This window comes from Clostridium sp. chh4-2 (assembly GCF_002899675.1).
Classification (GTDB): Bacteria; Bacillota; Clostridia; order Lachnospirales; family Lachnospiraceae; genus CHH4-2.
In genome coordinates, this window is the sequence record NZ_PKUU01000002.1 from 59,402 (window position 1) to 78,920 (window position 19,519).

The window sequence follows — 19,519 nt, forward strand, 5'->3', positions numbered from 1 at the left end:
TTACTGATTGACATTGGATAATTTTAGGGGTACAATGATCTTATGGTAATACCTTGTTAGGAGCGTGAAAATATGGAAATTCATCCAATGGTGAAAGCGAATTTAAGCAACTCTGTCAAAAACTATCTCTACCAATACATAAGGAATGTGGATTTGAAGGATAATATGAAACTTCCTTCAGAGAATGAGATTTCTTCGAAATTAGGAGTCAGCAGAGTGACCATAAGGCGGGCTTTGGATGAGTTGGAGAAGGAGGGAATGATATTACGGATTCATGGAAGGGGAACCTTCATTAATCCGGAAGCGGTTAAGATTCAGGTGAACTTAATGCCGGGTGAGGAGTTTTCACATCTGGTGGAGCTGTGCGGCTACAAGGCATCTTTTCAGGTGGTTTCTGTGGAGAAGAGGGCGGCCGACATACAGACCCGGCAGATTCTCCAGCTGGACGAAGGGGAAGAGATTTACGTGGTGGAAAAGGTCTATATGGCCGACAGCCACCCGGCGATTATCAGTATCGACCGGTTTGCCAGCTCGCTGGTGGGTGATGAGCTGAGCGAGGAAGACGTGAAGTCTGCTTCCACCTTTGATATTATCCGGCAGTCTGCGGGGAATTTCGTGGTTCGCGATAAGATCAAGATCGAAACCATGGACCGGGAGGAGATGTGCAGGTTTGCAAAACCGGGCAGTCTGATGGAGTGCAGCAGCGCGCTGGTATTCCATGGGGTGAACTATAACCAGGAAAACCGGCCCATCATCTATGATACGGAATTTTATGATACCGGATATATTAAGTTCAGCCTGCTGAGAGTGAAGAACGTGTATGAGAATGAAAAGTGAAGTACTTAAAAAGTACTTTTCTTTTTAACAACATTAAAGGTAATACCATAATATCATAATAACAATTGTTAGGAGGAGAATGAAATGAAACATAAGCTGGATACTTATTTTCATCTTACGGATCGGGGGACGGATCTGAAAACTGAGGTGTTGGCGGGAATTACCACTTTTTTGACCTGCGTTTATATTGTGGCGGTAAATCCGGGGATTTTAGCTGCGACAGGAATGGATACCAAGGCTCTTTTCTGGGCAACAGCGCTTGCGTCTGCGGTGGCCTGTATCTGGATCGGAGTGTGGGCTAACCTTCCGTTCGCGTTGGCGCCGGCTATGGGACTGAATGCCTATTTTACCTATTATGTGTGCAATACGCTGGGACTGCCGTGGCAGAACGCTCTTGCCTGTGTGGCGATTTCGGGAATTACCTTTATGATCTTGAGCATTATAAAGGTTCAGCAGAAAATTGTGGATGCCATGCCAGATTGTATCAAACATTCAGTAGGTGCGGGCATTGGATTTTTCATTGCATTTACGGGGCTGAAACAGGCAGGGATCATCGCCGCATCTCAGGATACCCTGCTCACATTGGGAGATTTGGCAAATCCGGGAGCTCTTCTCGCATTATTGGGGATTTTCCTTACGGCAGTTTTGGTAATTAAACGGGTTAAGGGTGCAATTTTAATTGGTATTATGGTGATTACAGTGCTTGGGATCTTTGTAAAAGATCCGCTGACAGGGGCGGCTTATACGGTGCTGCCGAAAACTCTCCTTTCCTTTGATAATCCGGTGACAGCTTTGGCTCCCACATTTGGGAAGCTGACACTTAAAGGGATGTTTGACGGAACTCCGGCCATGATATTGGGCGTTATTTTTGCAATCATCAGCTTTTTATTCGTGGATTTATTCGACAGTATCGGTGTGCTCCTGGGTGTGGCATCCAAGGCCGGATTAGTTGATAAAGACGGAAATATACCGTGTGCGGGCAAAGCATTGTTCGTTTCGGCCGGAGGCGCGGCCGTGGGAGCCCTTTTGGGAACCAATACGGTGACCATTTACGGTGCGGAGAGCGCAACTGGTATCAGCGAAGGCGGAAGAACCGGTTTAACGGCTTGTGTTGTGGGAATTTTATTTTTGCTGACCTTATTTTTATCTCCGGTTTTCCTGATGATACCGGCGATCGCTACGGCGCCTGCCCTTGTTATGGTGGGAATCTTTATGATTGAGCCGTTGAGAAACCTGCCTTTAGACGATGTTTCCATTGCATTGCCCGTATTTATGACGGTGGCATTTATGCCGTTTTCCTATAATATTGCGTACGGCATTTTATTCGGCCTGATCGGATATACCATCGGACAGATCGCTGCGGGAAAGACGGGAAAAATTACGAAGACAGTGTGGGTTTTGACGGCAATTTTTGTTATTTATCTGGCGCTTGATATTATTTTATAGGAGGATGAGAAGATGAGGACATTTGAAGAGATAAAGAATACGATTGAGACTGGGTTAGGCATGCATCCATGCGATTTGAAGCTTTCCAATGTTAAACTTGTTAATGTATTTTCAGGAGAAATTTACGATACCAATATCTATATTAAAGACAAACGGATCGTATCCATTGACCCGGATGCAAAACTGGAAGCAAAGGAAGTGTTGGAGTGCGGGGGAAGCTATGCGCTGCCGGGACTGATCGATGCCCATATGCATTTTGAATCCACTATGCTGTCTCCGGAGGCGCTGGCCTCTGTGGTTGTCCCTCAGGGAACCACGACTTTATGCGCTGATCTTATGGAAATTGCCAATGTGGCGGGAGGTGACGGCCTTAACGCCATGCTTCAGTCCATGAGCCGCCTGCCTTACCGGATGCTGATCGAAGTGTCGTCGAGAGTGCCGACCGCGCCGGGGCTGGAAACAACCGGAGCCATTCTGGGGGCGAAGGAAGTGGCTGAAATTATGGATTGGGACGAGAGCATAAGCCTTGGAGAGCTGGACCCGTCTAAAATACTGTTTGTGAAAGAAGAGTACATACAGAAAATCGCGGATACGCTGGCAAGAAGAAAGATCGTCAACGGCCACGCCATCGGCAGGCTGGGACAGCAGCTCAATGTCTATGCCTCTTCCGGAATCTCGGATGACCATGAATGTGTGAACGTTCAGGAGATGAAAGAACGGCTGAAGGTTGGAATGAAAGTGCTGATCCGGGAAGGCAGCAGCGAGCGCAACGTGGATGAGCTGGTGAAGGGGATTGTGGAAGAACATATGAAGACCGATAATCTGATGTTCTGTACGGATGATAAACATGCCAGGGAGATTCAGACGGAAGGCCATATTAATTACAATGTGAGCCGGGCTATGGAACTGGGGCTGGAACCGATGGATGCCATTCAGATGGCGACTGTGAATACGGCGAAGCATTTCCGGCTGGAGGATGAGATCGGAAGCATTACCCCGGGACGTCTGGCGGACATTCTGCTTGTTAAGGATTTGCGGACGGTGAAGCCGGAAACCGTTATTTTCGAAGGAAAGATCGTGGCTCAAAACGGATCTTTGCTGGAAGAATGCAAAGTGGGCGATTATCCGGAATGGATCAAGCATACGGTCATTTTAAAACGGGAGATCACCCCGTCTTCCTTCCTGGTAAAGTCGAAAAAGGAAGGGGATTCCACCAAAGTACAGGTAATTGATATGATTCCGAGACAGATTATCAATAACCGGATGGAAGCGGTTCTTCCTGTGAACGAGGGATTCATACAGCCGGATCTTTCCAAAGATATTCTGAAACTGGCTGTTGTGGAACGTTATGGTAAAAATGGTAATGTTGGGATCGGATTTGTTCATGGTTTTGAACTGGAAAAGGGAGCGTTAGCCTATTCCATGTCCCACGACCATCATAATATTGTGGTGGTAGGAACAAATGATCAGGATATGGCGGCTGCGGTGAATGAAGTGGCCAGGCTGAATGGCGGTTTGTCCGCAGCTTGTGACGGACAGATTATAAACAGCATGGAACTTCCAATCGGCGGTTTGATGAGCGAAAAAACGGCGGAAGAGGTGATGGCTCAGCTGGATATTCTGAATGAGGATGCCAAGAAACTGGGATGCAGAATGGATGCGCCTTTTATGTCCCTCAGCTTTATCTCCCTCCCTACCGTACCGGAACTGGGACTGACCGATCTGGGGCTTGTGGATGTGCTGGAACATAAGCTGACAGAGCTGGAATTGGATTGATGAAACCTTGTTTTTATTACGGGGAAGAATTACAGACAGGAGAGGTATAACCTGTAGTTATTAAAAATATATAAAATAGATATAAACTATTTATAAACAATCCGTTGACTTCTTTAAGATGAAGTGATAAATTGTTAGACAAAGAAAAAAGGATATTGAGAAATGCAGCATTTTCTGAGATTCCCGATTCTTAAACCTAATTATTACATAAAGGAGTGGCAATTATGAATGGTTTATCTATGATGATTTTAGCTGTAGTTGTGTTAGGCGGAGCCTATCTGATTTACGGCAGATATCTTGTGAAGAAATGGGGAATTGATCCGGAAGCCAAAACGCCTGCTTATGAGATGCAGGACGGCGTAGACTATGTTCCGGCGGATACCAACGTGGTGTTCGGCCATCAGTTCGCATCCATCGCCGGCGCAGGCCCAATCAACGGACCGATTCAGGCCGCTATGTTCGGCTGGCTTCCGGTTATGCTTTGGATTCTGTTAGGAGGCGTGTTCTTCGGTGCGGTTCAGGATTTTTCGGCCATGTATGCGTCGGTAAAGAATAAAGGCCGTTCCATCGGTTATATCATTGAGCTTTATATCGGTAAGCTTGGAAAACGGTTGTTTTTATTATTTACCTGGCTGTTTTCCATTCTCGTTGTGGCCGCATTTGCCGATATCGTGGCGGGAACCTTTAACGGATTCGACGCGGAAGGCGCAGCGATCGCAGCAAATGGAGCTGTAGCGACCACATCCCTGTTGTTTATCATGTTTGCGGTCTGTCTGGGATTTTTCCTGAAATATACCAGATGCGGCACGCTGGTCAATACCATCGTAGCCATTGGACTTTTGGTGGCGGCAGTTGCAGTTGGTTTGATGCTGCCTATTTACATACCGCAGGGAACCTGGCTGATTTTCGTATTTATCTATGTAATTATCGCATGTGTAACGCCTGTTTGGGCATTGCTGCAGCCCCGTGATTATCTGAACAGCTATCTGCTGATCGCCATGATCCTCGGAGCAGTATTGGGAATTTGTGTTTATAATCCTTCCATGAATCTGCCGTCCTTTACCTCTTTTACAATTGTGGGTGCGGACGGAAGCATTTCCTACCTGTTCCCGGCATTGTTTGTTACCATTGCCTGCGGCGCGGTTTCCGGTTTTCATTCACTGGTGGCTTCCGGAACGGCTTCCAAGCAGATTAAAAATGAAAAGAATATGCTGCCTGTATCCTTTGGCGCCATGCTTTTAGAGAGCCTTTTAGCGATTACGGCCCTGATCGCCGCAGGATTTGTGGCAACCAGCGAAGGCCTTCCAAAAGGAACGCCTCCACAGCTGTTTGCCAAAGCAATCTCCATATTCTTAACCAGCTTAGGTCTGCCGGAAAGCGTATGTTATACGCTGATTACGCTGTCCATTTCCGCATTTGCTTTAACCAGTCTGGATTCCGTAGCCCGTGTGGGAAGAATCGCCTTCCAGGAATTCTTTACAGATGACAGCGTTGATCCGGAAAATGCAAGCGCATTGAATAAACTGCTTACAAACAAATATTTTGCAACGATTTTAACTCTGGTGCTCTGCTATGCCCTGTCTCGCGCTGGCTATGCAAGCATCTGGCCGCTGTTCGGTTCGGCGAACCAGCTGCTGTCAGCCCTTGCGCTCATCGCCTGCGCGGTGTTCTTAAAGAAGACAAAACGTCAGGGATTTATGCTTTGGGGGCCGATGGTAATCATGCTGGGCGTAACATTTACCGCATTGACCCTGAAAATTAAGGATCTGGTTACCGCATTATCGAACCAGTTTGTGTTCGGCAATGCATTGCAGCTGGTATTTGCTGTACTGCTTTTGATCCTGGGCGTAATTGTGGCATTCGAAGGAATCCGCAAACTGGTGAGCAAGGAAGAGAAGGCAGCGTAAAACCTTTGGTGAACTGCCGAGGGAGCTTAGATTATGCTGACGGCATCCCCTGAATTTACGACCAGCTCCCCTTCTTTATCCCTCAGCTTTTCCCACCAGCCGCCTGGAAAATGATCCAGGTCCACACCTTCTTCTTCAATCAGTTTCCGGCGTATTAACTTACCGTCTATGTCACGGGGGTTTACGCCGGAAATTTTTGCTGTATGGACGGCGACGGCGGCAGCCTGACCGGTGCCCATGGCCGGCCCGATAATGCGCATGGCTCCGTTGGCATGGAATTCGGAAGAGCAGCAGCGGCCAACTACCAGAAGATTATCGATTCCCTTTGGAATCAGGCTGCGGTATGGAATTTCACAATAATCTCTTGGATTGGAGCGGGCTTCCACTCCTGCCGGACGGCCAAATGGATGCATTGCGGCGCTGCAGCAGGCTTCCCTGCATACGGCGGAACCGCTTGGGGCGGGAATATGGATATGGCGCTGGAATACGGCTTCCGGGTTGGTCGGATGGTGGGTATCAAACATCTCCGGAAAACGGGCGATACCATCTTCGAATTTCGTGCCGCAGGCCACGTCGGAGGCTTTCAGCATGTATTCGCCGAAGATCCGCCTGGAATCCCGGACGCCCGGAAGAGAGCCCTGACCGATAAGATGGACCTGTTCAAAGCCTGGGACATACGTCCGGAGAAACTGTTCATACTGGCTGATCAGAGTATGCTGTTCCAAAATCTGCCGTGAGATATCCTCCACATCCGTATTATGGGTATAATAGCTGTGAAATGAAAAGGTACAGAATTCCATATCCTCCCGGGTTGTGTTAGGCAGCTGTACCTGGAAAATGCCCTTCCATGGATTCGCAACATGGCGGGATAATTCTCCCGCTTCAATAGCCTTTTCTTCCAGACTGAAGATCAGAGGCTTGACTTTTTTAGGATCAACGCCGTTTTTTATCTGTTCTTCTTTCCAACGCTCATCTGCCAGCTCATATGCGGGCGCATTATAACCGGCCCATCTGGTTCCCATAGTGGTTGACATATTTAAACCGGCAAAATCGGCGCCTCCTACCTGATAAGGAACGCCCGCCAGATAAGCCACGTCGGCGTCTCCGGTTGCATCAATAAAGTATGGGGCATGAACCGCCATCCATCCTCCTTTTGTATAAAAAACAGCAGCTTTTATCATTTCGCCTTCCAGCTCCACATCCATGCATGTGGCGTCGTAGATGATTCGTCCGCCGTGTTCCATCACCATTTGTTCCAGAATAAATTTCGAAAATTCAGGATCAAAGGTTGGGTTATGGTCATCGTCAGCGCTTTTTCTCATAAGATAGCCGCTTTTTTCAAGCCTTTCTGAGAATTCTTTACAGTTCCCTTCGATCATTCCGGCAATTTGCGGAACATATCCATTGGTAGCAAGTCCTCCTAAGCTGACTCCCTTATCGAATAGAATGGTCTGCAAGCCCCTTTTTGCCGCCGTAATAGCGGCAGAACAGCCACCTGCTCCGCCTCCGATGATTGCGACGTCACAATAAAGATGTTTTATGATTGTCTGCATGATTTACCTCCTGTATTTGATAAGATTAAATTTAATTTTAATAAAAGAAAAGACATAGGGAATCCCACCTACGTCTTAATCTTATCAAAGGGATAAAACGGATACAAATCCGATAATGAAGTTATGATTCCGTATTGGAAATTAATTTAGAATTGCTTGTACCCGAAAGAGGAAAGGCCATGGAAACTGCCGGAGCCGAACCGGGCCGCAAAAGCTCCAGGGACAGTCCGCGATAACTTAATTAATGACTGCCCGGATGATTTTCCAGCCATTCTTTAATGCAGTCCAGGAATTTGTTCAGCGCGGTTGAACGGTTAGTTTTTAAATAATAGACAACGGTTGTAAAGGTATAATATTCTTTCGTCAATGGAAGCACCTTGACACCCGGATAGATGAAATCAGGGCAGTGCATGAGAGGTGCAATTCCCTGGCCGGAAGCCACCATACTGAATACAATGGTGTTGCGCATATCGGAAATGAATTTGATATCGGGGTGAAAATTTTCACTGTGGCAGGCCTGGATGAAATGCTGGATTTTATCATCCTCTTCCATATTCTCTCGAAAATGACGGAAAAAGAATTTCTCGTTCGTCAAATCCGCAAGATTAACCTTACCGTCTTTGATGGCCGGGTGGCGTTCCGAAACGGCGATCATGATGTTCTTTTTTTCTAACGGTATGATGCCAAGTTTATCTTCCGGCAGTATATTGGATAAAAAGATAGAATGTTTTAAATAGGCTGCATAGTCGTCCAGTATATTTTCAGAAGCCATGTTAAAGGCCGCGTCGATTCTGCCGGTGCTCAGCATGCTGAGAGCCGTTTTCTGATCGGCAAAGATCTGATGCAGCTGCACCTCCGGATAGCAGCGGCAGTAATCGCTGATCCACCGTTCTTCTCCCAGGGTGCTGAAGCCGTTGGGGCAGGAGATGATAAAGGAATTATCCTGATCGTTCAGCACAGAGGAGACATGCAGATTAAGGCGGTTATAGGCATCCGCTATCCGCCGCAAGTAAGGAATTACGGAAGTTCCGGCTTTGGTAATCATTACTTTTGACCGGGCTTTCCGTTCAAAGATCTTAATTCCTAATTCATTTTCCACCGCTGAGACTTGTTTGGATACGCTGGATGATGAAAAATTAACCTTCCATGCGGCGTCTGAAAAACTCAAAGTCTCCGCCACTGCTAAAACCGTTTCAATTTGTTTTAAATCCATATCTGCTTCCCCGCCTCTCTTACTACAAAGATATCATCAAAACAGAAAATTATCAAGAAATGCAAAGAAGGGAGTTTCCCCCCTTCTTGTAATTAGTTACGATTCACGGCCCCGAGGACCTCTGCCGTCCGGTCTGGCTCCGGCGGTTTATACGGCCTTTCCAGTTCCGGTTTCGGGCATAAGCACTTCTAAACGTGCAGGATTTTTCTAAAAACCAAGGGAAATGCCCAAACTCGCTTACGCTCAAACAGGTGGACATTTCCCTTGAACGAAAAATTCTGCGAGTTAAGAATTGCTAATGCCCTGCAAAGTCACAGGAAAGGCCGTATAAACCGCCGGAGCCAGACCGGACGGCAGAGGTCCCCGGGGCCGTGAATCGTAACTGTAATTATAAAATATAGCCTAAAATGCCGAATAAAACGGCAGCGACAACAATGTAAACTCCTACCATGATTCCCCCATACTTTAAAACCAACGGTTGAGAATCCACCCATTCGTTTCCGATCAGCATAGGAGACCAGGCCCCTGCGCTCATTGTCAGCATTCCCAGCATGGCTGAGATTGTGATGGCACATCCTAAGACAGACGGATTGATTCCGGCATCAATATAGTTCACCACAAATGGGGCGACAATCGTTATAATGACCACTCCGGTAGAGAGATTGGACATCAGGTTGGTGATGATGGAAGTCAGCGCCACTGCAAACAGCATAAAGATGAACCAGTTCATCTGACCAAATAAGGGATTTAGAAGCTGGTTGATCCCGGCTTTAATTCCACAGGCATCAGAGGTAATTGCCCCTCCGATTACGACGAAAGCGCCCGTACAGAGAACTGCGCCCCACATCACACCTTTTGATAAGGATTCTCCGATATTGAAAACAGGTTTTCCGTCTGTTTTAATCCAGGAAAGTACGGTTAACAGCAGGGCAAACCAGCCATATAAGGTGATGGTGCCCATCCAGACGCCCAAAGCGCTTTCCTTCGGAACAAAACTGCTGACAACGCTGAAACCGATGCCGATTATAAATGCGGCCAGCAATATGATCTGCTGTTTATTAAAATGCAGCGTGGACGTATCGATTCCCAGTTCTTCAGGATCTAGGTCGGCAAGGCGTGACATGTCGGCCCGGAAAATGTATCGGATGGAAAGTCCTTCTGCAATTGATACCGCACTTCCCACAAGCAGGCCGCAGATTATGTAAGTTGCCGTATCCAGTTCAACGCCATAGACCGCCATAGTAGAGTTAAAACTGGCCACCATGGCCAGCTGGAGCCCTGCGATCGGAAGGGAGCAGTAACCAAGCCATGCCACCATAAATGTGCCTATGATCATCAAAACAGGAAGTTTTTCCTGCTTTTGATACCCGGTGACCCGAAATACGTTATTCAGCACTTCCCATGCCAGAAAGAAGGAAGCGTAGCTGAGGAAAATGGAGGCGATGAAGAAAGCCCACAAAAAAACACAGCAGAATAAAACGGGATGGCCTTTCAGACATTTTCTCGTGATGAACCAGCCGGCGATCACCTTTCCGGCGCCGCTTTGACGGATCGCAAAACAGAGAGCCATTAATAAAATCATCTGAAATACGGTAGTATTGCCCAGCATCGAAGTAATAAAATCCGCAGTGTTAATGTACCCGGTAAAGACTAAGGCCGGAACCGCCAAAAGCGGCGGCCATGTCATCTCAAACCAGGACAAAAACCAGATGATGCCGATGAAAATGCCGATTACCTGAACGCCAAGTTTGGTTACGGTGGCAAACGGAGGGACTACATATCCAAAACCGAACATAAAAAATAGTCCCACTAATAATTTCATTAAATAAACAGCCTGTGTATCCTGCTTTTTGGCAGGCATATTAGGAGCCGCCATAAATTCGCCTCTTTTCTTTTTTATAATCTCACATTCTGGGATTTGTATTGTCTTTTCGTAATTATTCAGTACCCTCACAATTACGAGCAAAAATCCATGCGAAATCGCCTGCGGTGATGGGATTTTTGCCTGCTTTTCCAAGTTTTATTACGGTCAGCGCAGTAAATGCGCAGACCTACTGAACAGTTATGTCTTTTCTTAAATTAATTGTAGCTTATGATTACTTTGCATACAATTCCAAAAGGGAAGTTATCTTTCGATTTTGGAAACAAAAGCCGCTTAAAGTACCTAAGTCCGGGGCGGTAAAGCGGTTATAGGAATCATATTATTTATATTTAAACAGTTGATAAAATTCCTGCAATATGTTAAAATTCAACGAGACAATACTTTAAACTGTTAAAGTTTAAACAAATACTGCAAGAGAGGGCTTTAATATGAAAATAGTAGTTTGTATTAAGCAGGTACCGGCGTCTAATAAAGTAAAGGTTGACCCGGATACCGGAGTGATTATCAGAAATGGGGCGCAGTCCAAGACCAATCCCTATGACCTATATGCGGTGGAGACCGCATTGAGAATAAAAGAGCAGGTGGGCGGAACGGTGACTGCCATTTCTATGGGGCCATCCCAGGCGGAAGAGATGATGCGGGATGTATTTAATATGGGCGTGGATGAAGGAATCCTGGTTTCGGACCGGGCTTTTGCGGGAAGCGATGTTCTGGCCACTTCCTATACCCTGTCGGAGGCCATTAAGGAGATCGGCGGCTGTGATTTGATTATCTGCGGAAAACAGACCACGGATGGGGATACCGCTCAGATCGGTCCTGCGTTGGCGGAGCATCTGTCCATCCCTCATATCTCCTGGGTGTCCGGCATTTTGGATGTGAATGAGAAAAGCATCAGCGTCAGCAGGGAATCCGAGGAGATCGTCCAGTCTGCCAGAATGGAATTTCCGTGTCTGATCACCGTGGAGAGCGGAATTTTTGTTCCAAGGCTCCCTTCTTATAAGAGAAAGAAAGCAGCTGCCCACAAGACGGTAAAACTGCTTTCCCTGAAGGATTTTGCGGACCAGAATAAAGAAAATTACGGACTGAGCGGTTCTCCGACCAATGTGGAGAGAATCTTCACTCCGGAGGCGGAAATGCGCCAGATCTACTTAGAGGGCCATGCGGTTGAAAAGATGAAGCAGCTGGTGGAAATCCTTCAAAAGAAAAAATTAGTGGAGGGCGTAAGAGCATGAAACAGTTAACCATAGATACCGGCCTGTGCAACGGCTGCGGCGTATGCCGGGAAGCCTGCCCATTTCAGGCGATTGAGATTATAGAAGAAAAGGCCAGAGTCAATGCGGCCTGCAAGATGTGCAAAGCATGTGTGAAAGCATGTCCCCGGACGGCAGTACATATAGAAGAAACTGAGGATAAAAAGGTGGATAAATCCCAGTGGAACGATATTTTCGTGTTCATGGAGCAGTCCAACGGGAAAATACATCCCTGCGTTTATGAACTGATCGGCGAAGCGTTGAAACTGGCGGAAAACGTTGGATTCGATGTGTGCGTGATTGCAGCCGGCGGAGAGGGCACCGCTAAAAATGCGGAAAAGCTGCTGAAATACGGTGTGAAAAAGGTGTTTGTTTATGAAGCGGAGGCGTTAGAAGATTTCCGCGTGGATACCTATACCAACGTGATGGAGGATGTGATCAAAACCTATAAACCGTCCGTTGTATTAATCGGGGCTACCAGCGTTGGACGTTCTTTAGCGCCCAGGATTTCGGCCAGATTCCATACCGGCCTGACCGCCGACTGTACCAGCCTTCAGATGAGGGAGAATACGGATCTGGTTCAGATCCGCCCGGCATTTGGCGGCAATATTATGGCGCAGATTCTGATTCAGAACCACCGTCCTCAGTTTGCCACGGTAAGATATAAAGTGATGGACCGCGCCAAAAAAGTGGAACATCCCGACGGATGCCTGATCATGTGCGATGTGACGGATGAGATGGTGAAATCCGGCATTGAAATTTTAGAAACCAGAATTCCGCAGCAGAAAGAAGGCATTGAGGACGCGGACATCCTGGTGGCGGCAGGCAGAGGCGTAAAGAGCCAGAACGGCATGAAGCTGGTGAAAGAGCTGGCAGAGCAGTTAGGGGGCCGGGTTGCCTATACAAGGCCTATGGTGGAAGCGGGATATGGAACGGCGTCAGAACAGATCGGCCTTTCCGGACGGACCGTGAAACCAAAATTAATTATCACCTGCGGTGTGTCGGGGGCCATCCAGTTCACCAGCGCCATGAACCAGGCGGAATGCATCGTTGCCATCAACCAGGACCCGGATGCGCCTATATTTAAAACAGCCCATTATTGTATCGTGGATGATCTGAATCAGGCAGTACCTGCTCTGATCGAACAGTTAAAATCAATCGCAGAAAATGAGGAGGTATAACAGGATGCCTTATCCATATACTAAGATCAATGAAGAACACATTTCCTATTTAAAATCAGTGACAGACCCATCCCGGGTCTATGAAAAAGACCAGATTCAGGAAGAATATTATCACGACGAGATGCCGGAATACGGAGTATATCCGCCGGATGTGATGGTAGAAGCCATTTCCAGGGAAGAAGTTTCCGCCATCATGAAGTTCGCTTATGAGAACAACATTCCGGTAGTGGCCCGGGGAGCCGGCACGGGACTTGCGGGAGGAGCCACAGCCAAATACGGCGGAATCCTTCTCTCTCTGATGAAGATGAATAAGATCATTAAGATCGACATGGAAAACCTGTCCATCACGGTTCAGCCGGGAGCGCTTTTATCTGAAGTGGCGGCAGCCGCAGCCGAAAAAGGGCTGTTCTATCCGCCTGATCCCGGCGAGAAGACGGCCTCCATAGGAGGAACCGTAATCACCAATGCAGGCGGAATGAGAGCGGTGCGCTACGGCGTGACCAGGGATTATGTGCGTTCCATCGAAGCGGTGCTTCCGGATGGAGAACTGGTTAATTTCAGCAGCAATGTGGTGAAAAATACCACTGGTTTTGATATTAAAGACCTGGTCATCGGCTCGGAGGGAATCTTATGCGTGCTGACGGAAGTGACCCTGAAGCTGATTCCGGCTCCCAAATGCACCAGAACTTTAGTGGTTCCATTTGACGCCATTGAGACATGTGTGGAAACCGTTCCTAAAATCCTTCAGTCCCATCTGGTGCCCACGGCCATTGAGCTGATGGAAGCAGACCTTTTGGAGATTGTGGAGAGAACTCTTGGAAAACATTTCCCGGACAACAGCGGAAATGCTTATCTGATTGTGATGTTTGACGCCAATTCCCAGGAGGAGATCGAGCGGGACTGCGACGATGCGGCTGAGATCTGCATGGCTTCCGGGGCTTTGGACGTGTTGTTCTGCGATACCGAGGAACGGATCGGTTCTGTCTGGAGCGTGAGAGGAGCCGTTTTGGAGGGAATGAAAGCGGATACCACTTCGGAAGAAGAATGCGACGTGGTAGTTCCGAGAAATAAGATTGCAGAATTTGTGAAAGCGGCCAAGGTGATCGCTTCCAGACACCGCGTGAGGATCATAACGGTAGGCCACGCGGGCGACGGCAACATCCATACGGAGATACTGCGCGACCAGCTGACGGAAGAAGAATGGAAGACAGCCACCAAAGAGATCCTGAAAGAGCTTTATGAAAAGAGCAAAGAGCTGGGTGGACAGATGTCCGGAGAACACGGGATCGGAAACGGACGGCTGGAATATCTGGAAGATTTTGTGGGAACCAGAATGTACAATCTGTACCGTTCCATAAAACTGGCATTTGACGAGAAAAATATTTTAAATCCTGGCAAAATGATAAAATTTGACAATATGGAATAGGGGCAGAAAACTGGCGGATTTCCCGTCTGAGTCGTCTTTGGACGAAAAAGCGCGGTTGTTTGCAGAAATTGACGGCAGAAACCGGGTTTTCCCTTGACAATGAGGAAGTGAATCCATTATAATGTTCCTATTTGTTACATTAGATAAAATGTAGGAAAGAGGAGAGAATTATGAAAAAAAATGTGAAGAAAGTGATATCGGCACTTTTGGCCGCTTCCATGGCAGTATCATTGGCAGCGTGCGGCGGGAAAAGCGAAAAGCAGGAATCCGCAGCGGCAGCAGAGGGAAAGAAGACGTTAAAAGTGGCTATGGAATGCGGTTACGCTCCTTATAACTGGACACAGCCCGACGATTCCAACGGCGCGGTTCCAATCTCAGGAAGCCCGGATTATGCATATGGCTATGACGTTATGATGGCGAAGAAGATCGCTGATGAGTTAGGATATGAACTGGAAATTGTCAAATTAGACTGGGATGCCCTTGTGCCGGCGGTGCAGTCGGGTACGGTTGACTGTGTAATCGCAGGACAGTCCATCACATCCGAGCGTATGGAATCCGTTGATTTCACGGAACCTTATTATTACGCATCCATCATCACATTGGTGAAAAATGATGGAGCATATGCGGATGCCAAGAGCGTTGAAGATTTAAAAGGTGCGGTTTGTACTTCCCAGCAGAACACAATCTGGTACAATGTATGCCTTCCTCAGATTCCGGATGCCAAGATTTTACCGGCTCAGGAATCAGCTCCTGCTATGCTGGTAGCATTAAGCGCCGGCAAATGTGATCTGGTAGTAACGGATATGCCGACCGGAATGGCAGCATGCGTTGCTTATCCTGATTTCAAACTTCTGGATTTCTCCGATACGGAGGGAGCGTTTGAAGTTTCAGAAGAAGAGATTAACATCGGTATCTCTTTAAAGAAAGGCAATACGGAATTAAAAGATGCGATTAACGGAGTTTTAGGAAAAATGACGCCGGATGATTATACCAAGATGATGGATGATGCGATTTCGGTTCAGCCTCTTTCTCAATAGGACAAGCGTTAACACAGTACAGGCACGGGAAGGCAGCAGCAGCCCCGTGCCATTTTAAAAGTAAGGAGAAAAATTATGCCTTCAGATTTTTTTGGAAGAATTGTGTATATTCTTCAGCGTAACGGCGCTTCGTTTGCCCGGGGTGCGGGAGTTACTATGGTCATCGCCCTGGTCGGCACGCTGATCGGATGTATTATCGGTTTTGCAGTTGGAATTGTACAGACCATTCCGGTGGAAAAACATGACAATATGGTGAAAAAGGTGCTTTTATGGATTGTAAAGGCGCTTTTGAACGTGTATGTGGAAGTATTTCGGGGAACGCCTATGATGGCTCAGGCCATGTTCATTTACTTCGGTTCCGCCGCAGTATTCAATATCAATATGTCCATGTGGTTTGCGGCATTTTTCATTGTTTCCATCAATACGGGCGCGTATATGGCGGAGACGGTGCGAGGCGGAATCCTTTCCATCGATCCGGGACAGACCGAAGGAGCCAAGGCCATCGGAATGAACCATTTTCAGACCATGACAAGCGTCATCCTTCCTCAGGCGCTGAGAAATATCATGCCGCAGATCGGCAACAACTTAATCATCAATATCAAGGATACCTGCGTGCTTTCCATCATCGGAACCGTGGAATTATTCTACGCGACAAAGGGAGTTGCGGGAGCACTGTATACTTATTTTGAAGCATTTGCCATCGCTATGGTGATCTACTTCATTTTGACCTTTACCTGTTCCAGAATCCTGCGCTTCTGGGAAAAGAAGATGGATGGTCCGGACAATTACGACCTGGCGACTACGGATACGCTGGCACATACCAGCGGATTGTACCGCTATCCGGACGATAAGAACAAGAATAAGGAGGAAGCATAATGGCGGACAGCTGCGTATTACAGATCAGACATTTAAGTAAAACATTTGGCACCAATGTTGTGCTTCGGGATATTGATTTTACGGTCAGTACAGGGGATGTAACCTGCATCATCGGAGCGTCCGGTTCAGGTAAATCCACACTTCTGCGCTGCATCAATTTACTGGAAACACCCACTACCGGAGAAATCCTGTATCACGATACGGATATCACGGATTCCAAAGTCAATCCGTCCAGCTTCCGTTCCAAAGTGGGAATGGTATTCCAGAGCTTTAACCTGTTTAACAATATGACGGTTCTGGAAAACTGCATGGTCGGACAGATCAAGGTCTTGAAAAAAAGCAAGGAAGAAGCTCATAAAAACGCTATGATGTATCTGGAAAAGGTCGGCATGGCGCCTTATATCAACGCAAAGCCGAGACAGCTTTCAGGCGGACAGAAACAGCGTGTAGCCATCGCCCGCGCCTTGGCTATGGAACCGGAAGTTCTTCTGTTCGACGAACCGACCTCCGCCTTGGACCCGCAGATGGTGGGCGAAGTTCTGGAGGTTATGAGAACCCTTGCAGACGAAGGCCTCACCATGATCATCGTCACTCACGAGATGGCCTTTGCCCGCGACGTATCAAACCATGTGGTCTTCATGGCCAACGGAGTGATCGTAGAAGACGGCGAACCAAAGGAATTATTCAGCAACCCCAAGGATCACCAAACCAAAGAATTCCTGAGCCGCTTTATGCGGGGGTAAATTGTTATTTAACGGGGGTGTCGGAAAGGTACGCCCGGAATCGAGATGCGGGGAAGGGAAAGGCGGTCTTTACGGGAACCCGGGCGGGGGGAGCATGAAAAAAGGCCAATTGGGATTCGGGATTCGCCCCTAAGTGATACTAAGACCCGCAAGTACAGAAAGAGACAGGATCGCGCCCATTCGCAGTGAACTCCTTATGACTTCACTGCTCAAGGGGCGCTTAGAAACTGATTCGGAATTCAGTTTCTACCTGTCTCTTTTTGTCCTTGCGGGTCTTAGTACATCTTAGGGGCGAATCCCGAATCCCATTTCGCCGATTACTTCCGCCGCCCGCCTGGGCTTCCCCTTCTTTCCGGCGTACCTTAGTCCACTAGATAAAGATTTCCAATATCTTTTAGGTTAAAAGGTCACTGTGAAGGTGGTTCCCTGGGGCTCGGTGCTTGTAACGGAGATTTTTCCGTGGTGGCTTTCTACGATGGACTTGGCGATGGAGAGGCCCAGGCCGTAGCCGCCGGCTTTTCTTGCCCTGGATTTATCAGCGCGGTAGAAGCGTTCGAACAGATGGCCGATATCTTCCGGAGAGATGGGATCGCCGGTATTGTGAACGGAGAGCAGGATTTTATCCTGTTCTTTTTTTAAGGTCAGATCGACAGCGCCGCCCTTTCCTGCATATTTACATCCGTTATCTATGAGAATTGTGAGAAGCTGTTTGATCTGGCTTTCGTTGCCGGTCATATGGATGTCCGGGGTGATGTCGCTGTTTAAAGTCAGATTTTGTTCAAAGGCCAAGGATTCGAAGAGAAGAACACGTTCCCATACCAGATTACTGAGATCGAATTCAGATGTTACCGGCTGGGTGGTCTGGGCGTCGGATTTGGCCAGGAATAAAAGGTCCTCCACCAGCTGCTTCATCCGGTTGGCTTCTTCCTGTGTGTTGTCCAGCCATTTTTTCTGGCTCTGTATGGTTTCCGTTTTATGGGAAGCCAGGATTTTTAAATTGGCTAAAATAACGGTCAAAGGCGTTTTTAATTCATGAGAAGCATCCGCTACAAACTGGCTTTGCTGTTCCCAGGCCTTTTCCACCGGTGTGAGCGCCCATTTGGATAGAAACAGGCTCAGTACAAAAAAGGCGGCGGTACCGGAGAAAAAGATGGCCAGATAATTGAAAAGCATGGTTCTCATGTTGGATTTTTGCAGGCTTTGATCTGCAAAAAGGATCTTCATTCCGTTGGGGATTTCCTGTTTTAGGTATAAAAGATTGTAATCTTTTAGCTCTCCTTCCGGTGTGGGAAGGGAGATTACCGTATCTATCAGGGTTTGAAGCAGGTCTTCTTCGATTTCCACATTTCTGGACTCTGTGTTCACGATCTTGTGCTCATTATCTAAAGTGACCAGAAACATGGGCGTTAAGGTCCTTGGCGGGCGTTGCTCCGGGTCGGGCTTTGGCTGGCGCCGTACTTCAAATTTATGATCCTGAGGACGGTTATTGTACTGGATTACCTGGGACATGGCTATCTTCAGCTCTATGTTGGATCGCTGAAAGTTGGTATAATACAGGATTCCCAGCACAATGGCTAAAATGCTGGTCACAAAGATCATATTGATCAGGATGAATTTCCTGTGCAGCTTCTTAATCATTGATCCCCCTCCAGGCGGTAACCCACTTTACGGACTACGCCAATACTCACCTTTGAACCTAAGAAAAAGAATTTTTTCCTTAAAAATGAAATGTAAGCTTCCACGTTGTTGTCTTCCGCATCGGAATCACTTCCCCAAACCTTAGAAATCAGCTGTTCTTTGGAAATGATGGATTTTGGATTGCTCATTAGAATCTTGAGTATTTCAAATTCTTTAAAGCTTAAATGAATGGATTTGTGGCCGCACCACAGATCATTGGTGGAAAATTTGAGAAGCAGGTCGCCAAAGGCCAATTCTTCGATCACCACATCTCCCTGCCGTCTCGATAAAGCCCGTATCCGGGCCAGCAGTTCTTCGGGGACAAATGGTTTGGTCATATAGTCGTCGGCACCCCGGTCCAATCCTGCAATTTTATCCCGCACATCGTCTCTGGCGGTCAGCATGAGAACGGGAGTCTGGATTTTATTTCTTCTGAGTTCCTGAACGATTTGAAAGCCGTCTTTTCCGGGCAGCATCACATCCAAAACGATTACGTCATATTCGCCCGACAGCGCGAGATTAAGGCCGTCAATGCCGTCGTTGGAGATATCGGCCTGGTATTTCTGCTCCTCCATAATCTGCCCCAAAGCCTCCGCCAGACGGATTTCATCTTCTACAATTAATATATTCATGGATCAGCCTCCTAATTAATTCCTCTCAATCCCTATTATATATGGAAAAGTATAGTTCCTCAAACTGAAATTAAGCTGAAAAG

Annotated in this window: 15 protein-coding genes; 10 read left to right on the forward strand and 5 right to left on the reverse strand. The window is 47.4% G+C overall.

The window, feature by feature from the left end; genetic code table 11:
- Positions 1-72 precede the first annotated feature (72 nt).
- From C0033_RS02215 to C0033_RS02230, 4 genes are all read left to right on the forward strand, one after another.
- Positions 73-837 (forward strand): GntR family transcriptional regulator, encoded by a 765-nt coding sequence (locus C0033_RS02215; RefSeq protein WP_103226238.1) that lies wholly within the window; start codon positions 73-75, stop codon positions 835-837.
- Between the two features lie 84 nt (positions 838-921).
- Entirely contained in the window at positions 922-2,283 is a 1,362-nt protein-coding gene (locus C0033_RS02220) for an NCS2 family permease (protein ID WP_103226239.1), read from the forward strand.
- A 12-nt stretch (positions 2,284-2,295) separates the two neighbouring features.
- Positions 2,296-4,059 carry an adenine deaminase gene (ade, locus tag C0033_RS02225; protein ID WP_103226240.1) on the forward strand — a complete coding sequence of 588 codons (1,764 nt, stop codon included), beginning with the start codon at positions 2,296-2,298 and terminating at the stop codon, positions 4,057-4,059.
- A 224-nt stretch (positions 4,060-4,283) separates the two neighbouring features.
- Positions 4,284-5,966: a carbon starvation protein A gene (locus C0033_RS02230; RefSeq protein ID WP_103226241.1), complete on the forward strand. Its 1,683-nt coding sequence runs from the start codon at positions 4,284-4,286 to the stop codon at positions 5,964-5,966.
- A gap of 26 nt (positions 5,967-5,992) precedes the next feature.
- Here C0033_RS02230 and C0033_RS02235 read toward each other — a convergent pair whose 3' ends face one another.
- The 3 genes from C0033_RS02235 to C0033_RS02245 form a co-directional block, all read right to left on the reverse strand.
- Positions 5,993-7,519 carry an FAD-dependent oxidoreductase gene (locus tag C0033_RS02235; RefSeq protein ID WP_103226242.1) on the reverse strand — a complete coding sequence of 509 codons (1,527 nt, stop codon included), beginning with the start codon at positions 7,517-7,519 and terminating at the stop codon, positions 5,993-5,995.
- Positions 7,520-7,760: 241 nt separating this feature from the next.
- Positions 7,761-8,732, reverse strand: a complete 972-nt coding sequence (locus C0033_RS02240; protein ID WP_103226243.1) for a LysR family transcriptional regulator — start codon at positions 8,730-8,732, stop codon at positions 7,761-7,763.
- A gap of 388 nt (positions 8,733-9,120) precedes the next feature.
- Positions 9,121-10,608 (reverse strand): hypothetical protein, encoded by a 1,488-nt coding sequence (locus C0033_RS02245; protein WP_103226244.1) that lies wholly within the window; start codon positions 10,606-10,608, stop codon positions 9,121-9,123.
- A gap of 434 nt (positions 10,609-11,042) precedes the next feature.
- Here C0033_RS02245 and C0033_RS02250 point away from each other — a divergent pair, with 434 nt between their 5' ends.
- From C0033_RS02250 to C0033_RS02275, 6 genes are all read left to right on the forward strand, one after another.
- The gene (locus tag C0033_RS02250; RefSeq protein ID WP_103226245.1) at positions 11,043-11,846 is read left to right on the forward strand and encodes an electron transfer flavoprotein subunit beta/FixA family protein; all 804 of its coding nucleotides are present in this window, start codon (positions 11,043-11,045) and stop codon (positions 11,844-11,846) included.
- The gene (locus C0033_RS02255) at positions 11,843-13,045 is read left to right on the forward strand and encodes an FAD-binding protein (protein ID WP_103226246.1); all 1,203 of its coding nucleotides are present in this window, start codon (positions 11,843-11,845) and stop codon (positions 13,043-13,045) included. The genes C0033_RS02250 and C0033_RS02255 overlap by 4 nt, the downstream gene beginning before the upstream one ends.
- Before the next feature lie 4 nt (positions 13,046-13,049).
- On the forward strand, positions 13,050-14,471 hold the full coding sequence (locus C0033_RS02260; RefSeq protein WP_103226247.1) for an FAD-binding oxidoreductase: 1,422 nt from the start codon (positions 13,050-13,052) through the stop codon (positions 14,469-14,471).
- 170 nt (positions 14,472-14,641) lie between these two features.
- Complete coding sequence (locus C0033_RS02265; RefSeq protein WP_103226248.1) at positions 14,642-15,508, forward strand: transporter substrate-binding domain-containing protein; 867 nt, start codon at positions 14,642-14,644, stop codon at positions 15,506-15,508.
- A 75-nt stretch (positions 15,509-15,583) separates the two neighbouring features.
- Entirely contained in the window at positions 15,584-16,384 is an 801-nt protein-coding gene (locus C0033_RS02270; protein ID WP_103226249.1) for an amino acid ABC transporter permease, read from the forward strand.
- A complete protein-coding gene (locus tag C0033_RS02275) occupies positions 16,384-17,127 on the forward strand; it encodes an amino acid ABC transporter ATP-binding protein (RefSeq protein WP_103226250.1) in 744 nt (247 codons plus the stop codon). The genes C0033_RS02270 and C0033_RS02275 overlap by 1 nt, the downstream gene beginning before the upstream one ends.
- A gap of 399 nt (positions 17,128-17,526) precedes the next feature.
- Here the strand turns inward: C0033_RS02275 and C0033_RS02280 are convergent, their stop codons facing one another.
- The gene (locus tag C0033_RS02280; RefSeq protein WP_103226251.1) at positions 17,527-18,765 is read right to left on the reverse strand and encodes a HAMP domain-containing sensor histidine kinase; all 1,239 of its coding nucleotides are present in this window, start codon (positions 18,763-18,765) and stop codon (positions 17,527-17,529) included.
- Positions 18,762-19,436, reverse strand: coding sequence for a response regulator transcription factor (locus C0033_RS02285; RefSeq protein WP_103226252.1), 675 nt, complete (start codon positions 19,434-19,436; stop codon positions 18,762-18,764). Before C0033_RS02285 ends, C0033_RS02280 begins: the two co-directional genes overlap by 4 nt.
- Positions 19,437-19,519: the final 83 nt, after the last annotated feature.